21 protein-coding genes are annotated in these 21,675 nt (G+C 47.8%); 9 read left to right on the forward strand and 12 right to left on the reverse strand.

Annotated elements, in window-relative coordinates; genetic code table 11:
• Window positions 1–142: 142 nt before the first annotated feature.
• From KWJ01_RS11785 to rimO, 5 genes are all read right to left on the reverse strand, one after another.
• Complete coding sequence (locus KWJ01_RS11785; protein ID WP_224996646.1) at window positions 143–1,666, reverse strand: ATP-binding protein; 1,524 nt, start codon at window positions 1,664–1,666, stop codon at window positions 143–145.
• A gap of 222 nt (window positions 1,667–1,888) precedes the next feature.
• Entirely contained in the window at window positions 1,889–2,101 is a 213-nt protein-coding gene (locus tag KWJ01_RS11790; RefSeq protein WP_224996647.1) for a hypothetical protein, read from the reverse strand.
• Window positions 2,102–2,138: 37 nt separating this feature from the next.
• Window positions 2,139–4,307: a PAS domain S-box protein gene (locus KWJ01_RS11795; RefSeq protein WP_224996648.1), complete on the reverse strand. Its 2,169-nt coding sequence runs from the start codon at window positions 4,305–4,307 to the stop codon at window positions 2,139–2,141.
• Window positions 4,308–4,314: 7 nt separating this feature from the next.
• Entirely contained in the window at window positions 4,315–4,947 is a 633-nt protein-coding gene (locus tag KWJ01_RS11800; protein ID WP_224996649.1) for a redoxin family protein, read from the reverse strand.
• Between the two features lie 571 nt (window positions 4,948–5,518).
• Window positions 5,519–6,841, reverse strand: a complete 1,323-nt coding sequence (rimO, locus tag KWJ01_RS11805) for a 30S ribosomal protein S12 methylthiotransferase RimO (protein ID WP_224996650.1) — start codon at window positions 6,839–6,841, stop codon at window positions 5,519–5,521.
• A 102-nt stretch (window positions 6,842–6,943) separates the two neighbouring features.
• Here rimO and KWJ01_RS11810 point away from each other — a divergent pair, with 102 nt between their 5' ends.
• The 5 genes from KWJ01_RS11810 (at window position 6,944) to KWJ01_RS11830 (ending at window position 10,014) form a co-directional block, all read left to right on the forward strand.
• Window positions 6,944–7,426: a hypothetical protein gene (locus KWJ01_RS11810; protein ID WP_224996651.1), complete on the forward strand. Its 483-nt coding sequence runs from the start codon at window positions 6,944–6,946 to the stop codon at window positions 7,424–7,426.
• Complete coding sequence (locus KWJ01_RS11815; RefSeq protein ID WP_224996652.1) at window positions 7,407–8,105, forward strand: DUF6048 family protein; 699 nt, start codon at window positions 7,407–7,409, stop codon at window positions 8,103–8,105. The genes KWJ01_RS11810 and KWJ01_RS11815 overlap by 20 nt, the downstream gene beginning before the upstream one ends.
• 219 nt (window positions 8,106–8,324) lie before the next feature.
• On the forward strand, window positions 8,325–8,483 hold the full coding sequence (locus tag KWJ01_RS11820) for a hypothetical protein (RefSeq protein WP_224996653.1): 159 nt from the start codon (window positions 8,325–8,327) through the stop codon (window positions 8,481–8,483).
• A 10-nt stretch (window positions 8,484–8,493) separates the two neighbouring features.
• Complete coding sequence (locus KWJ01_RS11825; protein WP_224996654.1) at window positions 8,494–9,090, forward strand: hypothetical protein; 597 nt, start codon at window positions 8,494–8,496, stop codon at window positions 9,088–9,090.
• A 102-nt stretch (window positions 9,091–9,192) separates the two neighbouring features.
• Window positions 9,193–10,014, forward strand: coding sequence for a hypothetical protein (locus tag KWJ01_RS11830; protein ID WP_224996655.1), 822 nt, complete (start codon window positions 9,193–9,195; stop codon window positions 10,012–10,014).
• 164 nt (window positions 10,015–10,178) lie between these two features.
• On the opposite strand, the gene ftsY is transcribed toward KWJ01_RS11830, so the two are convergent.
• The 5 genes from ftsY to KWJ01_RS11855 form a co-directional block, all read right to left on the reverse strand.
• Window positions 10,179–11,192, reverse strand: a complete 1,014-nt coding sequence (ftsY, locus tag KWJ01_RS11835; protein ID WP_224996656.1) for a signal recognition particle-docking protein FtsY — start codon at window positions 11,190–11,192, stop codon at window positions 10,179–10,181.
• Between the two features lie 137 nt (window positions 11,193–11,329).
• Window positions 11,330–11,479 carry a DUF4295 domain-containing protein gene (locus KWJ01_RS11840; RefSeq protein ID WP_009196815.1) on the reverse strand — a complete coding sequence of 50 codons (150 nt, stop codon included), beginning with the start codon at window positions 11,477–11,479 and terminating at the stop codon, window positions 11,330–11,332.
• Window positions 11,480–11,481: 2 nt separating this feature from the next.
• Window positions 11,482–11,664 (reverse strand): 50S ribosomal protein L33, encoded by a 183-nt coding sequence (gene rpmG, locus KWJ01_RS11845; RefSeq protein WP_224996657.1) that lies wholly within the window; start codon window positions 11,662–11,664, stop codon window positions 11,482–11,484.
• 34 nt (window positions 11,665–11,698) lie between these two features.
• Window positions 11,699–11,935 (reverse strand): 50S ribosomal protein L28, encoded by a 237-nt coding sequence (gene rpmB, locus KWJ01_RS11850; RefSeq protein ID WP_224996658.1) that lies wholly within the window; start codon window positions 11,933–11,935, stop codon window positions 11,699–11,701.
• Between the two features lie 112 nt (window positions 11,936–12,047).
• Window positions 12,048–12,242 carry a DUF5522 domain-containing protein gene (locus KWJ01_RS11855; RefSeq protein WP_224996659.1) on the reverse strand — a complete coding sequence of 65 codons (195 nt, stop codon included), beginning with the start codon at window positions 12,240–12,242 and terminating at the stop codon, window positions 12,048–12,050.
• A gap of 392 nt (window positions 12,243–12,634) precedes the next feature.
• Between KWJ01_RS11855 and rocD the strand changes: the two genes are divergently transcribed.
• Window positions 12,635–13,915 (forward strand): ornithine--oxo-acid transaminase, encoded by a 1,281-nt coding sequence (gene rocD, locus KWJ01_RS11860; protein ID WP_224996660.1) that lies wholly within the window; start codon window positions 12,635–12,637, stop codon window positions 13,913–13,915.
• A gap of 133 nt (window positions 13,916–14,048) precedes the next feature.
• A complete protein-coding gene (locus tag KWJ01_RS11865; RefSeq protein WP_224996661.1) occupies window positions 14,049–15,335 on the forward strand; it encodes a sodium:proton antiporter in 1,287 nt (428 codons plus the stop codon).
• Window positions 15,336–15,488: 153 nt separating this feature from the next.
• Here KWJ01_RS11865 and serS read toward each other — a convergent pair whose 3' ends face one another.
• Window positions 15,489–16,772 (reverse strand): serine--tRNA ligase, encoded by a 1,284-nt coding sequence (serS, locus tag KWJ01_RS11870; protein WP_224996662.1) that lies wholly within the window; start codon window positions 16,770–16,772, stop codon window positions 15,489–15,491.
• A 290-nt stretch (window positions 16,773–17,062) separates the two neighbouring features.
• Here serS and rho point away from each other — a divergent pair, with 290 nt between their 5' ends.
• Complete coding sequence (rho, locus tag KWJ01_RS11875) at window positions 17,063–19,126, forward strand: transcription termination factor Rho (RefSeq protein WP_224996663.1); 2,064 nt, start codon at window positions 17,063–17,065, stop codon at window positions 19,124–19,126.
• A 216-nt stretch (window positions 19,127–19,342) separates the two neighbouring features.
• Complete coding sequence (gene corA / locus KWJ01_RS11880) at window positions 19,343–20,455, forward strand: magnesium/cobalt transporter CorA (RefSeq protein WP_224996664.1); 1,113 nt, start codon at window positions 19,343–19,345, stop codon at window positions 20,453–20,455.
• A gap of 4 nt (window positions 20,456–20,459) precedes the next feature.
• On the opposite strand, the gene KWJ01_RS11885 is transcribed toward corA, so the two are convergent.
• Window positions 20,460–21,671: an NAD(P)-dependent oxidoreductase gene (locus KWJ01_RS11885; protein WP_224996665.1), complete on the reverse strand. Its 1,212-nt coding sequence runs from the start codon at window positions 21,669–21,671 to the stop codon at window positions 20,460–20,462.
• Window positions 21,672–21,675: the final 4 nt, after the last annotated feature.

Consider the following 21,675-nt stretch of genomic DNA (forward strand, 5'->3'; position numbering starts at 1 on the left):
GCTTTTGATTGTAGTTGCAAATGTGCAGCGCCTCTTTATCTGGTAGGGCATTTATTGCATCAGACTGCTGGTTTAGCTCTTTTTTTTGGCCTATATAATGAGTAAGGAGGCATTAGCCGCTGCATGTTCAGCGCTTAGATTCTTATCCCTTCTGTTTTAACCAAACTGTAAAGGTGGTGCCAATTTCTGGAGCACTTTGCACTGTAATGCGGCCAGCGTATTTCTCTATAATCTTCTTTACTATGTACAGGCCCACGCCTGTTCCCGGGGTGTGGCTATGAAAGCGCTTGAACATATCAAAGACCCTGGGCTGATGTTCCGGTGCAATGCCTATGCCGTTGTCATGAATGGAGATTTTGTACCAGTGGTCTTCCTGTTCGGACTTTATCTGTACATGCGGTGGTCTGCTGGGGTGGCGGTATTTTAAGGCATTGCTAAGCAGGTTATCCAGCAGGCTGCGCATATGCTTACGGGAGATGCAGCAGATCTCCTCCTCTTCCAGGTCGGCCTCCAGGGTGGCAGCAGTACTTTCGTACAAGAGCTGGTGGTTTACTTTAAACTCTTCAATTAATTCCGGCAGGTTAATCCAGTGCGATTCTTCGGCAGATTCGCGTTGTATGCGGGTAATGTCGGCAAGATCGTGGATGGTCTCCTTTAGCTGGTTTACAGATTTATCGATGCGGGAGTAGATGTTCAGAAGGTCTTTGTTTTCTCCGGCAGGTACCTTTGATTTGATCAGCTGCAGCAAACCTTCAATATTCAGAATAGGGGTTTTAAGATCGTGTGAGGCAGTATATACAAAATTATCCAGCTCTTCGTTGGTTCGTTCCAGCTCCTGGTTTTTAACAATCTGGTCGTTAATGTTGGTGGAGGTGCCAAACCATTTTTCAAGCTGCCCCTTATTGTTTGTCATGGGTAACGCACGGGTCAGGAACCAGCAGTATTCACCTGTTTTATCGGCAATACGCATCTTTGCCTCAAAAGGAATCCCTTTTTCCATAGATTCTTTCCAGCTTCCACGAGCTGTTGCCAGGTCATCCGGGTGAACGAGCTGTTGCCAGTTGCCAGTACTTGTAAGCTGTTCGTCCTGGCCGGTATAGGTATACCATGTTTTATTCAGGTAATCAGTTTTGCCATCGGGGTTCGCTGACCAGACAATCTGAGGAATGGCATCGGTCATGAATTTATAATGGGCAGCCAGCTTCTCCAGCTCTTCTGTACGTGTTTTTACTTTTTGCTCCAGTTGTTCATTCAGCGCCCTTAGTTCTTCATTCATTTCCTTCCACCTGCGCCCGCTGGGCAGCATAATAAGCTGTGGTGTAATACGCATCAGCATAATGGCGGTACCTATAGATGCAAGGGCAGTGATGATACGTATGGCAGAGTCTGTTAAATACCAGGGCTCCCAGATGTTAACAACATCCATGATATGTGTTGCACCGCAGCCCAGGATAAAAGCGGCAAAGAGAATGAGCATCCACATATAGGCAAAGTCATCTTCCTTGCGGCTGCGAACAATCTTTATCAGGCTAAGGGGTATTGTCAGGTATGCCAGGGCAATAATACTGTCGGAAATGGCATGCGACCAGAGGATGTATGGCTCCCAGTAGTAGCAATGGCCATGAGGCATAAAATTTGATTCCAGCGTATCAAATAAAGGATTCATCTTTATTTCTGCATGATAATGCCTGAAAGATACACCTTCTAGTATAAATTTCTAATAACAAATGTCGGGCGTTGGTTTACTGTAAAATGGGCTATAAAAACACACCCTGCTGTAAAAAGCAGGGTGTACTTTCTTTAGGTTATGCTTTAACGGGCTCGTGCAGCACAAGGGATCTGATGGATTGTTCCTGGCAGTGAAGAGCTGCGGCTGTATGTATATGCTTTAGTTTAGGTGTTCCTGCCACATGAGTGCTACGATAGATACATCTGCTTTGCTTCTGAAAGTAGCAACCGGGTTGTCTGGCTGTTGCTGAATTAGTCTGCTTTTACGCATTTGCAACTCCTGATGTGCCAGAACTATCTGGGAAGCTAAAAGCTTATTGAGTTCTCTTAGCCTGTTTAGCAGATTATTTAAATCTTCTGATCGCTTGTCCATATATGAGTATTTTTTAAAAGCTGTTATACCTGATGTTTTATGCCATCATACTTTCATGTTCTGTATTTTGTTCCAGAGCTTCCTTTTGCTCCCTGGCCCAGTTAAGCAGCTGTTTTTCTGCGGTAATATCCTGTGCCAGTTTTACAATCTTCACAACATTGCCGTTCATATCGAGCACTGGTCCGTAGATGCCTTTTATCCAGATGGTGTTCCCGTTCTTGTCAACGCGCTTAAACTCCCCCTGAACAGCTTCTCCTTCTTTTAGCTTTAACCAGTGTTCCTGATAGTCCGGGGATTTGCTGTCTTCTTCGCTAACAAAAATCTTGTGATGTTTACCAACTAATTCACTTTCGCTGTACTTCATTAAATCCTGGAATATCCAGTTGGCCCTTACTATTTTACCTTCAGGCGTAAATTCTATTACTGCACTTGAATTGTTGATGGCCTCTACCTGTCCCTGCAGATCAAGCTGCTTTTGTTTATCTTTGGTTATATCAAAAGCCAGCTTAATTACTTTATAAGGTTTACCGCTACTGTCAGTAACAGGGGTATAGGTGGCGTATAACCAGATTTCTTTACCTTGTTTGCTGATACGCTTATAATCATTTTTGAAGCTGATGCCACTCTTTAGCTGTTCCCAGAAGTTGGTGTATTCAGCTGATGCGGCAAAGGAACTTTCGCAAAGTATGCGATGGTGTTTGCCTCTTATTTCTTCCAGGGAGTAGCCTAAAAGCTTCAGGAATGATTCATTGGCAGTACGCACCATGCCTTGCATATCGAATTCTACAGTGGCCAGTGTATTATCTATTGCAGACAGCTGGCCCCTGGTCTCAATTTCTTTTCGGTGCAGTTCTTCCTGTGTGGCCTCCATCTCCTCCATATTTTGGCGCATTTCTTCTTCCTGTGCCCTGAGCTCCTCGGCCTGTTGCTGCGATTTCTCCAGTAGCAGTTTGGTGTGCTGGTTTACCTGTACAGAAATAATGGTAGAGGCAATGGTTTCAGAGAGCTTCTCCAGGAATTCGATCTGGTGGGTTTCAAACACCTGGAATGAAGCAAACTCCATAACACCCACAACTTCGTCGTTAGATTTTATAGGAACGATGAGTACACAATTAGGACGGGCCTCACCCAGACCGGAAGTGATGTTTACATAGTCCTTGGGAATATCTGTAAGATAAACAGTGTCTTTCTCCAGGGCAGCCTGTCCCAGTAAACCTTCACCAACTTCTATTTTTTTGCTGATGTATTTTTTGCGGTTGTAGGCATAGCTGGCCAGTAGCTCAAGACAGGCCCCGTCTGCTTCTTTTTTTAAGATGAACAGGCCGCCCTGGTTGATGTTCATGTACTTAATAATCCTGGTAAGTACCTGGTTCGCCAGATCTTCCAGACTGGCCGAACTGTTTCTTAGTATATCACTGATTTCTGCAAGTCCTGTGTTTTTAAACTTTTCCTGCTCTTCTTTTTGTGCTGCTTCAACCAGGCTGTTGCGCATCTCAACCAGAGATTTACCCAAGGGGTCTTCTTCATTCAATGCATACCTGGCAGCCAGGTTTCCCCTGCTGATCTCACTGGCAAATGCTATATTATTCTGCATGTTTTCCAGCTGGCTCTCCAGCCTAGTCTTATTCAGGTAATCCTGCCTGCTTCTTTTTTGCAGCACGATGCTCCACCATCCGCAAACAGCTCCCATAAGGGCAACCAAACCAAGGTGAAAGCCTATCATTGTATAGCTGATGGTATCCAGGTTAATGATGTATTCCTTTACCTCGTAGCCGTTCATTTGCAGGCCAAACAAAACTCCATGATGCACGGCAGCAATAAGTGTGTAAGGCAGCATAATGCGCCAATCCTGGTAAATGATCAGAATGGCAATGTTGATAAAAAAGAAAAAGTGCATTTCGAACATGCCATGCATCTGTGCTATAAACTGAAGCATGTAAATGGCAAACACTGAGCTGATTACCATGCGAGAGAGCAGGGTGCCCGGAATCAGAACTTTGCAAAGCAGGTAAGCTACCAGGCTGGTGCCACCAACCCCCAGCGCTAACAGCCAGGTATCATAAAAAAATGCCATGAACACACCCAGTACAAAGAAACTGTATATAAAATAGCTTGTATTACGATCGGCTTCGCGGTAACGTTCGGAAAGGAAAGTTTTGTACCCCTGGCTTATTACTGCCTGATTTTCTGAAATTGAAATGGTCATGCTTTGGTTAGAAGTTTAGAAGGTTCAAGAATGAGGGTCCGTTGTCTTTAAGCGCGCAGCCATAAGCTGTTGTCGCCAGTGCTGATGGAGTAGGAGGAGCTGTTCTTGCACGGAGTGCTTCCAGGGCAAGGCGCGCATAACTTGTTTGCCTGTCGGTACAGTACCGCGACCTGTTGTAGTTTCCGCGATAAAACAGCTGCTGGTTACTATCTACAATCACGGCCTGGGGGCTTGAGTAAACACCGCATATTTGGGCAAGCGCCTGGTGTTCATCGGTTAGTACAGGCAGTTCAATGCCGTAAGTAGCCAGCATCTGCGCTACAGCTTCCCTGTCATTACTATATTGTAGCACTACATAGAAGCTTACTTCATTGCCATACTCCTTTACCAGCGAAACAAAATGATCGGTGTTGAAGCGGGAGCAGGGGCAGTTGGGATTAAAGAAATGGAGGAGTACAGGCTTTTTCTGATTATTTTCTCCTAATTCAGTTAAATCAATTGCTTGCCTTAGGGCTACACGACTATAACCCGGCGGAATGGGGGTTGGCGTGAGATACTTTATTTCCTGTTGCCAGAAAATAGTAAGAATGAACAGGAGCAGGCTTGTCAGTACAAGAGAGAGAACAAGTTTTCTGCGCATAAATGGAGGATAGAGAACCACTATGACAAATGTCATTGAAATAGCACAGGCTAAAAAACCAATCCAAAGCCTTAACTCACCTAAGGGTTTCCCCTTAGTGTTAAGGGAAAACCCTTATTCTTACAAAGAACCTACCAACAGAAGCCTATTTATCTGGCAGATTGTGTTGAATTTTTTCACCAGTAAAGCTTTTTAACACTTTTCACCTGTAAAAGGAGTGTTCGTATAGGATCATTGTGTAATAAAATATACTACCGATGTTAAAAAGCTGTAAAAGAAAGGTGTAGGCGCAAAGTCCTCAACTAAAATAATAAGTGGATCTTTTTCGCAGGAGAGACAAACCCTCAATAGTATTACTATTTTGTGAAAATATGGGATGTGTATTGTTCCGGTCTGATTTATTACATCAGCCTGGCCTAAGAATCTGCCTGGAATATTACATACTATTTATCGGCATACTGTAATTTTTTGAAAATTTTTAGATACAGAAGTTCAATAAACTTCTGTATCAGCTAACATGGGGCGAAAAAAAAGCCAACCCTAAGGCTGGCTTATGCTGTAATTGTTATGCTCATTGAGCCATTGGCTCACCATAAAGGTCAAACTCTGAGGCATCTGTGATGGTAACATCAGCAAAATCGCCCACGCGTAAATAGTGCTGGCTGGCATCTATAAGTACCTCGTTATCTACCTCAGGCGAATCGTGTTCGGTACGGCCAACATAGTAACCGCTCTCTTTTTTGTCGATGAGCACTTTGAAGGTTTTACCTATTTTCTCCTGGTTTAGTTCTGCACTAATACTTTCCTGCAGTTCCATCAGCTCATCGGCACGCTGTTGCTTTTCTTCATCAGGTACGCTGTCTTGCATGCTGTAGGCGTGGGTGTTTTCTTCGTGCGAATAGGTAAACACGCCCAGGCGCTCAAAGCGCATTCGCTCTGCAAAATCCAGCATTTCCTCAAACTCTGCTCTGCCTTCGCCAGGGTGGCCCGCAATAAAGGTAGTGCGGATGGCAATACCAGGCACTTTTTCGCGGATGGTATGGATCAGCTCTTCCTGTTTCTGACGGGTAGTGCCGCGGCGCATTTGCTTCAGCACCTCGGTGCTGCCGTGCTGCAGCGGAATATCCAGGTACTTGCAAATATTGGGGCGCTCACGCATTACGTCCAGCACATCCAGCGGAAAGCCGGTGGGGAAGGCATAGTGCAGGCGAATCCACTCTACGCCCTGCACATCGGCCAGGCGGTTGAGCAGCTCTGCCAGGTTGCGTTTCTTGTACAGGTCCAGTCCGTAGTAGGTAGAGTCCTGCGCAATGAGCAGTAGTTCTTTGGTACCGCCTTTTACCAGGTGGTTTGCTTCTTTTACCAGCTCTTCAATTGGGCGGCTGGTATGGCCGCCACGCATCAGGGGAATGGCGCAAAAGGAGCAGGGGCGGTCGCAGCCCTCGCTTATTTTCAGGTAAGCATAGTGGTTGTGGGTGGTAAGCAGTCGCTCACCTACCAGCTCATGCTTATAGTCGGCCTTAAGGGTTTTTAGCAGGCGGGGCAGGTCGCGGGTACCAAACCAGGAGTCTACCTCCGGTATTTCCTTCTCCAGTTCTCCTGCATAGCGCTGGCTTAAACAGCCGGTCACATACACTTTTTCAACAAGGCCTTCGCCTTTGGCATCTACATAGCGCAGAATTGTATCAATACTTTCCTGCTTGGCGTTATCTATAAAGCCGCAGGTATTAATGACCACCACATTGGCGTCGTCATTTTCGGCTTCGTGGGTAGCATCTACATTATTTCCACGCAATTGGGTGAGCAGCACCTCGGAGTCAACAAGGTTTTTGCTGCAGCCCAGCGTTACAATATTTACTTTATGCTTCTTAGTATTCTTAGCTTTGGTTTTCAAAGGCTCTTTCCTCTCTTTTTTCCGGCGAATCGCAAAATTAACACAATTTAAGTATCAGTAGGTTTCCGGAGGCCGCTCTTATTCATAACTTTGTAGCTACGCATGCGCTATTTATTCCTCTTAATCGTTTTTTCTGCAACTTTCTGGGCTTGTCAGCCCGAAGAGGCCTGCATTTCTTCTGCTACCAACAACTTTGTAGTGGAGTTTCTGCCTGTAGATAACCCGGATCTAACCACCGACGACCGATATTTCAGGAGGATTAGTACCCTTATCGGAAATACTGAATATGTTTTCTGGGCAAACGACACTACGCCTATTAGCAGGTTTTTGCTGATACTGGACCCTAACAGGGATACTACTACTTTTGTGTTCCGGCACCTGGAAGCAGAGGGGCAGGAACCCCTGCCAAATGATAGCCTGGTGCTTACTTACCAGCGCCGTTACCGCCTTATTACACCCGATTGTCCGCTGGAGGTTAGCTTTGACCAGCTTCGCCTGGTTAAAACAACATTCGATACAGCCCTGGTCGTGAATTCAGAACTTTTAGAACCCAGTGATTCTACAGATGTACAGGTATTTGATTAGTTTTTGCCTGCTGCTCCTGCCGCTGCTGGGTATGGGGCAGGGCACTGCCGATACGGTTGCCCGAGAAACTGTTGTGCTGCCCGATACAGCAGATTTGCCCCTGCGTATTAATGGCCTGCGGATAGGGGTAGACATGAAATCCTGGATACAGGGTATTGCCTCGGGCGACAGGGATCTGTACAACCTGCACCTGCGGCTGGATGCCGGTCCGGGCGAGGTGGTACGCTACGGAGCCATGCTCGACTGGACCCACTCACAGGCAAACATCACTGGCGATAGTGCTACCTACTACCACCGGGGTAATGCGCTGAAGGTAGGTTTTTACCTGAATGCCATGCCCGGCGATCCTGATAACAACCTGCTAAGCATTGGCATAGGCTATGGACGCAGCTGGTTCGACGAAAGCCTTTCCGGAATTGTAGAAGATGAGCTTTACGGCTCATTTCCCATTAACAGAAGCTCAACCGGGCTCAGTGCCGGCTGGCTTGAGCTTAGTGGCGGTATGCAGGCACGGGTATGGAAGCAGCTGAATGTTGGTTATAATCTTACCCTAAGGCTGCTGCCCCACTTCAGGGACGATGAGCAGGTGCGGATTTATGAGATACCCGGCTTTGGCAATGCCAACAATAACTCTACTTTCGGCTTTAGCTATTACCTGCTTTACCGCTTTAAGCTTTAGTGCTATTGGCTGTGAGGCCTCCTGTACCAGGTATGAAGTATCAGGCACAGGAGACAGAATGCCTGTCCACATTTAGCTACAACCATTCCATAGCAGAAGCAGGGTGCTTGGCTGCTGATCATGCAGTGCCTGCCTTATACCTTAAAGCTCATACCCGATACCTGAGCCCCAACCATCTGCCCAATTTGTAGTTTAGCTTCTACCACTACAATTTTTAATATGGCCAGCTACGAATGGGAGGGGGGTATGCGCTGGATCGTTTCCATGGTAATGGCCGTGGGTTCACTCATTGCCTGCTTCAGCCTCCATCCCGATCCGGCAAACAGAATCGAACGTATAGGGGAAGCAATACGTAACTATGGCGTGCAGTCACTTTAAAAAATTTGCCATGACATACAGATCAGGATTTTTGGCTGTTTACACAGCCCTGCTAATGAGCCTTTGCTTTGCGTGCGAAAATACCGAGCGGAACCCACAGACAGAGGGACCTGCTAAAAATACTTTGCGCGACAGTGTTGAAACAGAAGAGGTAGCTGTAAAAGTACTGGCCGGCGACGATACTACCCTTGAAAGCAACAGCCTGATGAACAGTATGGCACCTAAATGGTCGGTGCAGGAGGTGTTGCGCAAGTATCCCGAGGCTGAGATCACGAATAAAGAAGCTGTGCCCAACAGGCATACCGACGGGCAGATCGATACACTAATAACCATTAAAAGCGATAGCACCATTTTTCAGTTTTACAGCCTGCAGGACAGAGACCTGCTCCAGACAGCAACACTTTCTAAAGCAGGCATTGCCCTGGGCAATGGCCTGGAGGTAGGCATGACTGCGGAGGAAGTAACCAATCATATAGAACCGCTGCAGGGCAGAAAAGCGGTTCCCCAGAGCATCCTGATAAGAGCAGAGCAGGCGCCAACCTCTATCAGGCTACGTTTCAGGCAAAACAGGCTCTCCTATATCGATTACCAGGGCTACGTTGATTAGGATAAAAATTTATCTTGGAAAATAATTCTATTAAGTTGTGATATTCTTTGTTTGTGGGTTCTTTCCTTTCCCCTAACTTGCAGACTTACAACTATTTTACACATGAAAAGAATTTTTTTCTTAATGCTCATAGGGCTGATTTTTAATACGGCCCTTTACGCGGCAGTTATGCTTGCCTCACCGGAGGCAGAGTTTGATCAGTTTATGACTGATTATGTTGCCCGCCTTAAGGCTGTAAAAGAAGAAAGAGACGATACCAAAGCGGTAAAGCTGTTAAACAGCATGGTTGCAGAATTCCGGCCCCGTGCAGAGAAGCTTAAGCCTTTGCTCGAAAACTGGAAAAAGTCTTTATCCGCTGCAGAGCAGGAAGCCCTTGAAAAGAGAATGGAGAAGAAGCCCTATGTGGCAGAGCTGCTGAAGATAGGCTTTGATATGGAGTTCGCAAAGCGAATAGAGGCTAACCCTGCCATGAAAAAAGCCATGAATGAGCTAAGGTTAATGACCGATGCAGATAAAGATGCAGGGGCTTCCAGTATCAGCTTTTCGGGTGGCCCGCTAAAAGGAAAAACGTTTAAAGTAGATCCGGCACTGGAGGGAGTGGGAGATGCAGAGCAGCTAGAGGATAACCTGCTGATAAACATATATGGGCAGACCATGCATAACGAAGAGGTAAGCGTGAGCTTCTCCATAGAAGGCAACAAACCTGGCAAGTACAACTGGCCCGATGATTCTTTTATGATCACCATTGCGAATAGCGCAGGCAGCTATGGCTATTACGGCACTAAAGGCACTATCACAATTAGCTCTGTGGCTGGCGGGTATGTGAGCGGTAGCTACGATGGCACCGTTATTCCTGATGATGGCAGTAGTGAAGCCCCTATTCAGGTAAATGGCTCATTTAAAGTAAAAGTGATGGAGCAGTAGGAGTGGGATTGCTGTAAGCAAGGCTTAGTTCTACCGGACATGCAATTGCATAGAACGTTGGATCAGTGCTACCCATTAGAAATATAGAAGGCCCGGGTTTTAAGCCCGGGCCTTCCTATTTATAGGTCAGAATCTAAATCTTCATGCTCTTAGATTCTGCAGCTTTACCTTTTGAAAATGGTCTCTACAAAAGCTTTGCGGTCAAACACCTGCAGGTCGTCTACTTTTTCGCCTACGCCAATATACTTCACCGGTATTTTAAACTCTTCGGAAATGCCAATGACAACGCCGCCTTTGGCTGTACCATCCAGTTTAGTAATGGCCAGGGTGGTAACATCTGTGGCTTTCGTAAACTCGCGGGCCTGGAGCAGGGCATTCTGGCCGGTGCTGCCATCCAGTACCAGCAGCACCTCGTGTGGTGCCTCGGGTACAAATTTCTGAATAACGCGCTTGATTTTTGAAAGCTCGTTCATGAGGCCCACCTTGTTATGCAGGCGTCCTGCTGTATCAATAATCACTACATCGGCGCCTTCCCGCTGGCCGCTTTCTACGGCATCGTAAGCTACAGAAGCAGGGTCTGTATTCATGCCGTGTGATACTACCGGCACACCTACGCGCTCGCCCCAAAGCTTTAGCTGGTCAACGGCAGCGGCCCTAAAGGTATCGGCTGCACCGAGCACCACTTTTTTACCATGCGCTTTGTAACGGGCAGCCAGCTTGCCAATAGTGGTGGTTTTACCTACACCGTTTACCCCCACTACCAGAATAGTATAAGGCTTTTTGATACCCTCGGGTATGTTAAATCCCTCTACGTCTGCAGATTTATTCTCTGCCAGCAGTGCTGCAACTTCCTCGCGTAAAATTCTATCCAGCTCGCTGGTATTCAGGTAAAGGTCGCGGGCTACGCGTTCTTCTATGCGGCGAATAATTTTAACGGTAGTTTCCACGCCAACATCACTGGAGATAAGAATTTCTTCCAGCTCATCGAGTACTTCTTCGTCTACCTTCGATTTGCCTGCTACAGCTTTGCCTAGTTTAGAAAAAAAGCTTTCCTTGGTCTTTTCCAGACCCTTGTCCAGCTTTTCCTGTTTCTCTTCAGGTTTGTCCAGACCGGATCTCTCCTGAGGCTTTTCCTGCTTGCCTTCCGGCTTTTCCTTAAAAAAATCAAAAAAACCCATAGCTTCCGCAATTATGCTTTTCCGGGGGAATATAACAAAAAAGTCCCGAACCAACGGGACTTTTTTGTTATATTCAATAATGATATTAGGCTTATTTCAGCGCTTCTTCGGTGCCTGTTTCAGCACAGCTTTAGTGCTTATTTCAGCGCGTCTTTTACTAAGTCAACCGGTACAATCTCTTCTCTAAAGGTGTAAGCACCTGTTTTAGGAGATTTCACGGCTTTGATCACTTTCGCGAAGCCTTTTGCTTCTTTGTTCTTCAGAGTTGCAACTACCTTCTTAGCCATGACTATTTGATTTCTTTATGTACAGTAACTTTTTTAAGGTTCGGGTTGTATTTTTTCAGCTCCAAACGCTCAGTTGTGTTCTTGCGGTTCTTGGTAGTGATATACCTTGAAGTGCCTGGAACGCTAGTATTCTTCTGTTCGGTGCACTCCAGAATTACCTGTATACGGTTGCCTTTCTTTGCCATGATGCTTTCTTATATTGGAGGTTAATCCGAATGATTAGCTTAATGTTCCTTTTCTGGCTGCTTTTTTCAGCGTATTCAGCAGGCCATTTTTGTTGATGGTACGCAGTGCCTGGGTAGATACCTTCAAGGTGATCCAACGGTCTTCTTCTGGCAGATAGAAACGCTTCTTCTGCAGGTTCGGATAGAACTTACGCTTAGTTTTGTTGTTAGCGTGTGATACGTTATTACCCGTTACTGGTTTTTTTCCTGTTACTTGACAAACTCTGGCCATGACTATATATGCTTTAAGCTACCAATGCCTGTGATTGCTTATGGTTGTTTCAAATTAGTCTGCAAATATCGTGATATTAGTTTAAATATGCAAACCTATTTTTGTTCTGATTTTACTTATTATCTTTTTCCTGCTGTTGCCGGTCCTGCTGCGGGCTTTTTTGCCGCCAGGGGCAGTGCCGGCAGCCGCTGCCACAGCAGTAGCCGCGCCGCAGGTGGTACTGTTTAGTGAACACCATCAGTCCCTGGCTGTTAAAATAGTAATCGCCCGACTGCAGGGGTTGTGGATCTGCCTTTTTTGATTTCAAGCCTGCTATTCTGGAATATGGTTCTCCAGCCCTGGGCTGGCCCGGCACACAGCGCCAGCGCTAATAGATTTGCAAAGATAGCTTCTTTCTGCAAATTCGGGAGGGGCCCCCTGCCTGCTGTTTAGAATTTTAGCCACACAGGTTTAATTATTACAGGCAGAGGGGTAATACTCAGGCAGCAACATTTTCATCATAAATTGAATTGGGGAGGTGTATAGGGCATTTCCTGCTTTTTATTGTGTGCTATTTTATGCTCTGTGCTGTTATCGCTATATTTACCAGCATTCCCCTTTATTTGAGGAAAACGTATATAGCGCTAAAGAGCTATTTTTTTAAGGTATGGGTTTGGGTGTATGCCCGGGCCAGTGCCTAAGGATATTAAATTCTAAGTTATGACTACTGAAATTCGTACCAGCCAGGAGGCAATGGAGTTGGAAGACCGCTACGGCGCACACAATTACCACCCGCTGCCCGTAGTGCTTAGCCGTGGCGAAGGCGTTTATGTGTGGGATGTAGAGGGCAAGCGTTATTTTGATTTTCTCTCGGCTTACAGTGCTGTAAACCAGGGCCACTGCCACCCTCGCATTATTGGTGCCCTTAAGGAGCAGGCCGAAACCCTCACCCTTACCTCCCGTGCCTTTTACAATGATGTGCTGGGGGTGTACGAAAAGTATGTAACCGAATATTTTGGCTTTGAAAAGGTGCTGCCCATGAACACAGGGGCAGAAGCTGTAGAAACTGCCATTAAGATCTGCCGCAAGTGGGGTTATGAAAAACGTAGTGTACCGGAGGCACAGGCAAAAATAGTGGTGGCAGAAGGCAATTTTCATGGCCGCACCACCACCATTATCTCCTTCAGTAATGATGAAGATGCCCGGAAAAACTTTGGTCCTTACACCCCCGGTTTCATTAAGGTGCCCTATAATAATATAGAGGCCTTAAAAAAGGTGCTGCAGGAAGAAGATAACGTAGTAGGTTTTCTGGTAGAGCCCATCCAGGGCGAAGCAGGCGTGTTTACGCCCGCCGACACCTATATCAGGGAAGTGGCAGCCTTATGCCATGAGAATGGTGTTCTTTTTATTGCTGATGAAATACAAACAGGCATTGCCCGTACCGGTAGCTTGCTTGCAGTATGCGGCAACTGCAGCTGCGAAAACAAATGCGAGCGCCAGCCTGAGCATTATACCAAACCCGATATCCTGATCCTGGGGAAGGCCCTAAGTGGTGGCGTGTACCCGGTATCGGCTGTGCTTACCGATAACCTGATCATGGATGTGATTAAGCCGGGCCAGCATGGGTCTACTTTTGGCGGTAATCCTTTGGCCTGTAAAGTAGCCATGGCAGCCCTGGAGGTGGTGTATGATGAAGGACTGATGCAAAATGCCCGCCGCCTTGGCAATATTTTCCGGGAGCGAATGGAGCAGCTCATCGGTAAAACAAACCTGGTAAAGCTGGTGCGGGGCAAAGGCATGCTCAACGCTGTGGTTATCAACGATTCTCCCCAAAGCTCTACTGCCTGGGATATATGTGTGGCACTCAAAGAGGCAGGACTGCTGGCCAAACCAACCCATGGCAACATAATTCGCTTTGCGCCCCCGCTGGTGATGACGGAAGAACAGCTGCATGAGTGCTGCGATATTATTGAAAAAACAATCCTGAATTTTAAGAGGTAGCATGACTGAAGTTGAATCTTCGTGACAGAACCTTCTGAAACAATAAACATTTATGAGCCCTGCCTGTAGGCGGGGCTTTTTTTATTTTAACCACTTGCAGGCATTTCCTGTTGTAGCAGGGAATTGCTACAAAATGAAGTTAATAAGTTTTGATCCCTACGAATGGGCAATGCTGGGAGCCGGGCTTACCCTTGTGGTTGGTGTGTGGCTGCCGCAAATATTAGTAAAAAGGCATTTTACCATTGCTTTACTTTATGTGCTGGCTGGCTTTCTGTTTTTTAGATTTTTCCTGATTGAGGTACCTAATCCTTATTCAGGCATTGGTCAGCGGCTTTGGGAAAAGCTCTCAGAGTTTGTCGTTATTATTTCGCTGCTGGGAGCAGGCCTGAAAATAGACACACCACCTACCTCGGGAGAATGGAAAACTACAGGTCGCCTGCTTTTTCTGGTAATGCCGCTCTGTATACTGGTGGGAGCCTGGCTGGGCTCCACAATGCTGGGGCTGGTGCCTGCTGCTGCAGTGTTGCTGGGGGCTGTGCTTGCTCCTACAGACCCGGTGCTGGCCAGCGATGTGCAGGTGGGGCCGCCAAATGAACAGAACGATAAGGTACGCTTTACCCTTACCTCGGAAGCCGGGCTTAACGATGGGCTCGCCTTTCCCTTTACTTATTTTGCCATACACATGGCCGAGGAGGGGGGACTTAACAGTGAATGGCTGTTTACCTGGTTCTGGCAGGATGTTTTATATAAGATTGGAGTAGGTGTTATGGCAGGGTTCCTGATGGGCAGGGTGCTGGCCTACCTGGTTTTCAGGGTGCCCAGGGAGCGGCCTGTGTTTGCCGAAGGTATGGGAGCTATTGCCATTTGTGTACTATTTATCTCCTATGCCGGGGCCGAGGCCATTGGGGGCTATGGCTTTATGTCGGTTTTTGTGGCAGCCTATGCCTTTCGCAGAAGTGAGCATACAAATAAGTTCAATATTATTTTGCATGAATTTACTTACAACCTGGAGCATGTAATAGCCTCGCTGGTGCTTATTTTCCTGGGAGGTTTGCTGGCGTTTTTGTGGCCAACACTTAGCTGGGATATGCTCTGGTACGCGCTCGTTTACATACTGCTGGTAAGGCCTATTATTGCCTGGCTGTGCCTGTTAGGTTCCAGAATATGGGGTGCTCAACGTACCATTGTCTCTTATTTTGGCATCAGGGGCATTGGCTCTGTTTACTACCTGGCTTATGCCCTGGCCAATTACGATTTTGGAGTAGCAGAAAGGCTGTGGGGTACGGTGCTGGTTGTTATTGTGGTATCCTCTGTTGCACATGGCTTCAGCGCCTACCCGGTAATGGAGTGGCTCGACAAGAGGTACGGCTACGAAAAGCCAGAATCTAAAATAGAAACTACAGGGGAAGAGGAAATTTAATGAGGTATGAGCTGTGAGGTATGGGGTATGAGCCACAGCAGACAAGGAGCCGAGTAACATTCAGTTTCTCTATTTTCATAGCAGAAGGTGTTACTGCTGTCTGCCGCAGTTTCTATTTTACAATCTCAACGCTCATACTTCATACCTCATACCTCAGCCCTTTGTAATCATCTCAAAGCCACAGTATGGCTGCAGTGCTTTAGGAATGCGGATACCTTCAGGGGTCTGGTTGTTTTCCAGCAGGGCTGCCATAATGCGCGGCAGGGCAAGGGCGCTGCCGTTAAGGGTGTGGGCTGGCAGGTTTCCTTTTCCTTCTTCGGGCTTGTAGCGTAACCTTAGGCGGTTGCTCTGGTAGGTCTCAAAATTGCTCACGGAGCTAACTTCCAGCCAGCGCTCCTGTGCAGCACTCCATACCTCCAGGTCGTATGTAAGGGCAGTGGTAAAGCCAATGTCGCCCCCGCACAGAATAATGGCACGGTAAGGAAGCTCCAGCTTTTTCAGCAGGCCTGTGGCATGCTGGCGCATATCTTCCAGCACAGCATAGGAATCTTCAGGTTTGGTAATCTGAACGATCTCAACCTTGTCGAACTGGTGCAGGCGGTTAAGGCCGCGTACGTGGGCTCCCCATGAGCCGGCTTCGCGCCTGAAACAGGGCGTGTAGCCAACACATTTCACCGGCAGCTCAGATTCCTGTAAAATCACATCCCTGAACAGGTTAGTAATAGGCACCTCTGCGGTTGGGATCAGGTAAAGGTTATCGGCGGTGGCATGGTACATCTGTCCCTCCTTGTCGGGGAGCTGGCCTGTGCCATAACCACTGGCTTCGTTCACCAGCAGGGGCGGGGTAAATTCGGTATAACCTGCTGCCAGGGCTTCGTCGAGAAAAAAGTTGATGAGTGCACGCTGCAGGCGGGCACCTTTGCCTTTATAAACGGGAAAGCCGGCTCCGGTAATTTTAATGCCCAGTTCAAAGTCTATCAGGTCGTACTCCTTAATAAGCTCCCAGTGCGGCAGGGCATCAGCACCCAGTGCAGGCTTGCTGCCTCCATTATCAACCTCAATATTGTCGTCTGCACCATTTCCTTCGGGAACACGCTCGTGTGGTACGTTGGGTATGGTATAGAGGAGTTGGGTAAGCTCATCGCTGTACTGCTGCAGCCGTTCGCCAAGCTCTTTGCTTTCCGACTTCAGATCGCTCACACGGGCCTTGGCAGCCTCTGCTTCCTCGCGCCTGCCCTCCTTCATAAGCTGGCCAATTTGCTTTGAAGCTACGTTTTGCTCGGCAAGTAGATCGTCCAGGCGCTTTTGGGTTGTGCGCCGGCCTTCGTCGAGAGAGAGTACTTTTTCAATACTTTCTTCTGCCTGCTTAAACTTTTTCTTTAAGAGGCCAGTTATAACAATGTCTTTGTTATCTTTTATATAGGATACTGATAGCATGCCGTAAGGGGTTATTCCTTGCGTTAGCTGTAAAATTAACTATTTTTTCAGCTTTAAGCTCCCGGTTAAAGGCTTTTTTGGCTAAAGATAAAATTTCGCATAATTGTTGCGAAATCGCAGCATACTAGCTATACTTGTGAACCTTTCAGACGTCACCGTCCCCGGGCTACAGGCAGGTAAGCTTTTCTTAAAGACCTTTAGCACCCAGTTTAGGATAAAATAATTCATCTTTTAAGGTATTTCAACCCTCGTTAGGTAGTCATTCCGACTCGTTGTTCTAACACCCGGATATGTACAAAATTGAAGAACTAAATCTCAGGCTACTTTCGGAACTGAAAGAGATTGCAGAGGAAATGGGCGTAAAAAACTACAAAAAACTGCCCAAAAAAGAATTAATCTACAAGATTTTGGATCAGCAGGCTGTAATGCCTGAAAATGCACTTCCCAAGCGAAGGGCTGCTTCTCCTGCTCCTGTAGAAGAACCCGCCACTCCTGCAGATGCTGTAGAAGAAGAAGCTGTAGTAGCAGACGCAGAAGAAAATACTGTTCAGGAGAGATCCCGTCAGGACAGACCCGGTCAGGACAGGCCTCGTAAAGAGCGTTCTGGTCCTTCCGGCCAGGATAAATCTCGCCAGGAGCGTGGGCAGGAAAGGCCGGATCGGGCACAGGGCAGGGCTGTTTCTGCTGAAACAAAGGATAGGTCCGGTGATGATGGGGCTGCGGAAGCATCTGCTCCGGAAGGACAAACCCAGGAGGATCAACAGCGTCAGCAGCAGGAGGAGGATCGCCGTCAGGCAAGAATTGCCCGCCGCGTGAATGTTACCCCTGTTGAAGAAGAGCCTGAAACTGATGCTGGCACAGAAGGTGGTGATGCTACCGACGGCCGCCAGCGTAACCAGCGCCCTCGTGGTGGTGAACGTCGCGGTGAAGACCGTCGCGGTGGTGACCGCCGTAGCGACGACCGCCGCGGTCAGGAGGAAGATCGCACTGAACAGCGTGAAAACCGCCGTGCTGATGCACAGGCTGAACGTGGCGACAGAACAGATCGTAAAAATGACCGCCCGGACCGTGAAGACCGTCGCAGTGAAGACCGTCGCGGTGAAGACCGCCGCCCGGATAAACGTGAGCGCGGCGATCGTAATGATCGTAACCGTGATAACCAGCAGCCAGAAGCAGAAGCTCCTGCTGCCGGTAACGATACACGCCGGGATACCATAACTCCTGCACCTGTAAAAGAATTTGATGGTATTGTCTCCAGTGAGGGTGTACTGGAAATCATGCAGGATGGCTATGGCTTCCTGCGCTCCAGTGACTACCATTACCTTGCCTCCCCGGACGATATCTACGTATCTCCTTCTCAAATCAAGCTTTTCAACCTTAAAACCGGCGATACGGTAAAAGGTCAGATCCGCCCGCCTAAAGAAGGTGAGAAATATTTTGCGCTGCTGCGCGTGGAAACCATCAACGGTAAAACACCCGAAGAGGTGCGCGACCGTATTGGCTTTGAGCACCTTACCCCACTTTTCCCTCAGGAGAAGCTTAGGTTAAGTACCGCAGCCGGCGATTACAGCAACCGTATTCTTGACCTTTTTGCCCCTATTGGTAAAGGTCAGCGTGGTATGATTGTGGCACAGCCAAAAACTGGTAAAACAGTATTGCTGAAGCAGATAGCCAATGCCATTGCCGAAAACCACCCAGAATGCTACCTGATTATCCTGCTGATTGACGAGCGCCCTGAAGAGGTGACCGACATGGCCCGCAGTGTAAAGGCAGAGGTAATTGCCTCTACTTTCGATGAGCAGGCAGAGCGACACGTAAAAGTATCGAGCATTGTGTTACAAAAAGCAAAGAGAATGGTAGAGTGCGGCCACGATGTGGTTATTCTGCTTGACTCTATTACACGACTTGCCCGTGCCTATAACACAGTGGTTCCTTCTTCCGGTAAGATCCTTTCCGGTGGTGTGGATGCCAACGCCCTGCACAAGCCCAAGCGTTTCTTCGGTGCGGCACGTAACGTGGAAAATGGTGGTTCTCTTACCATTATTGCTACCGCTCTTATCGAAACAGGCTCTAAAATGGATGAGGTAATCTTTGAAGAATTCAAAGGTACCGGTAACATGGAGCTTCAGCTGGATCGTAAGCTTTCTAACCGCCGCATTTACCCTGCCATCGATGTGCCTGCTTCCGGTACCCGCCGTGAGGATCTGCTGATGGATAAGGAAACGCTGCAGCGTGTGTGGATCCTGCGCAAGTTTATGAGCGACATGAACTCACAGGAGGCCATGGAGTTCCTGCTCGAAAGAATGAGAGGTACCCGTGATAACGACGAGTTCCTGGTATCCATGAATGGTTAATTCCAGATAAATATATGAAGAGAGAGCGGCTACCCCAGGTGGCCGCTTTTTTTTACTTGTTATTTACACCAGCCTTTGTTCTTGTTTTGCTGGGCTTGAGCCAGGGCTTGGCATATCGGCAAAAGATCAATATCTTGTAAGGTAGCAGCAGGCGTAGCGGTAGCTGGTTTGTGTAAAAAAGCCTAACCTGCTGCTCAGTAATTGTGGTAAAGCAGTATGTCTAAAAAAGTATCTACAGCAAGGCAGGCAATAAAATCGGCCCGTAACATAGCATCTTCCCTAAGAAACAAACAGAAGGTAGGCCTGCCGCCAGGTTCTATTTTATACACAGGCGAGCATGCCGATACTCCCATCAGCATGCAGCTGTTTTCTTATAATGAAGAAGGCCTGAAGGAGTCTTTTCCCGTTACGCCACAGAAAGCAATCGACGCAGTAAGCGAAAATGGCACTACCTGGCTAAATGTTGATGGCGTGCATGATGTGGTACTGGTGGAGCACATCTGCAGGCATTTTAAAATTCACCCTCTTACCATAGAAGATATTGTAAGTACCCGGCAGCGCCCCAAGGTAGAGTCAATGGAAGGCTACCTGTACGTGGTGCTAAAGGTGCTGGAATACGATGATGAAAAGGCCAGTGTAGGCCTGGAGCAGATAAGTCTCTTGCTGGGGCCTAATTTTGTGCTCTCGTTTCAGGAGCGCCCCGGAGATACTTTTGAACCGGTGCGTAACCGCCTGCGTGCAGGCCGGGGCCGTATAAGAGGGGCTGGTGCCGATTACCTGCTCTATGCCCTTATCGATACAGTAGTTGATAACTACTTTGTGATACTGGACAGAATAGATGAGCGTGCCGACCAGCTCGAAGAGCTGCTGCTTACAGATGCCTCAAAGGAAAATTTTGATGCTGTTTACCACCTCAAACGGGAGATGCTCACCATCTGGCGTTCGGTATGGCCGCTACGTGATGTAATGTACCGCCTGGAGCGCGGCGATTTTGCGCTAATACAGGACCAGACCCAGATTTACCTGCGCGATGTTTCTGACCACATGACCCAGATCATAGATATTGTAGAGGTAACACGCGATCTGCTAAAGGGCATGGCCGATCTGTACCACTCTACAGTGGGGAGCCGGACCAACGAAGTGATGCGGGTGCTTACCATTATTTCAACCATTTTCATTCCACTAACCTTTATTGTAGGGGTGTATGGAATGAACTTCGATATTATGCCGGAACTGCGGTGGCGTTACGGCTATCTTTTGGTCTGGATTGTAATGATAACCCTAACGGTTGCCATGCTCGTTATTTTCAGAAGAAAAAAGTGGTTGTGAGGACTTACTCTTTACCATCTACATAATCCTGCAGGTAGGCGTAGGCAGGCGTTAGTTTGCCGCCTTCTGTTATGGTTGCCCTTGCCAGAATTCCCTGCCTGTCGCCACCTGTAAAGTGTGGCATTACGTGCTGCATCAGGGCATTGCCAAAGCTCTCGGAGGCATCGCGCGGCAGTTCGCAGGGCAGGTTATCGATGGCCATAACCGTTATGTTTTTTTGGTCGGCTAAGGGAGTGGTAATGCTATCGCTGCCAGGTACATAATCATAGATAGGCTCTGTTACATTACTTGCTTTTTTAGTGGAGGGAATGGAGCCGTCAATATCGCAGGTAATATCGGCTATTATTTTTATCCTGAAATCTGCAGATGCGGCTTCGGCAGGGGAGAAAAGCACAGGAGCAGCCGGATGCCAGTAAGCGGCAGCAATCAGCATGTCTGCATTGCGGTAAAACTGTGCAAAAGAGGAATCGTACAGCTCCGGATGCTGGTAAAACTCTTCCTGATCGAAGCCTCCGCCGTTGCGACGGTAGTGGTAATGGCGGCTGTTCACCTGGGCAAATACAGCTTCGGTAAAAGTATCCTGCAGCAACTCTTCAGGGCTCACCCGTTTAATGCCCATGCCTTCAAGTACCTCAATGGCTCCTTTGGCCACCCTACCGCCACCGGTAACTACTATGCGAATGGGCGGCAGCTGTACTTTCTTGAATTCTGTTTTCAGGTCCTGGTAATCATAGCACTTAAATGCACGGCGCAGGTCGAAGGAATTATAGCGTCGTCCCCAGGTCCAGATGGCGTTATAGGCACCCACAATACCGGCCCATTTGCCAAAGGCCACCAGGCGGTTGCCCTCTTCATCAGTAATACGTTCGTAATCGATGAGCCGTATGTTCCTGTTCAGGATTTCCTGCAGCAGCTGGCGGTTGTAGGGCTGTTTTTTTATGGTGTGCGAAAAAAACAGGTAAGTTTTACCGGGTACCAGCTCCTGTACCGGCACTTCTTTGATGCCCATCAGCACGTCGCAGTCCTGCATTTCTTCCTGTACCACAAGGCCTTCGCTGGTGTATTCCTCATCGGTAAAGCAGCGTATATAGCTGCTTTGTACGCTAATTGTAGCCTGTTGGTATTGGCTGTTAAAGGTGGCTGCCTGCTGGGGGGTAAGAGGAACCCGGCGGTCAATAGGGCGCTTGCCTTCGCGGATGAGGCCAATCTTGAGCATAGGT

The sequence above is a fragment of the Cesiribacter sp. SM1 genome (assembly GCF_020178975.1).
In the GTDB taxonomy this organism is placed as follows: Bacteria; Bacteroidota; Bacteroidia; order Cytophagales; family Cyclobacteriaceae; genus Cesiribacter.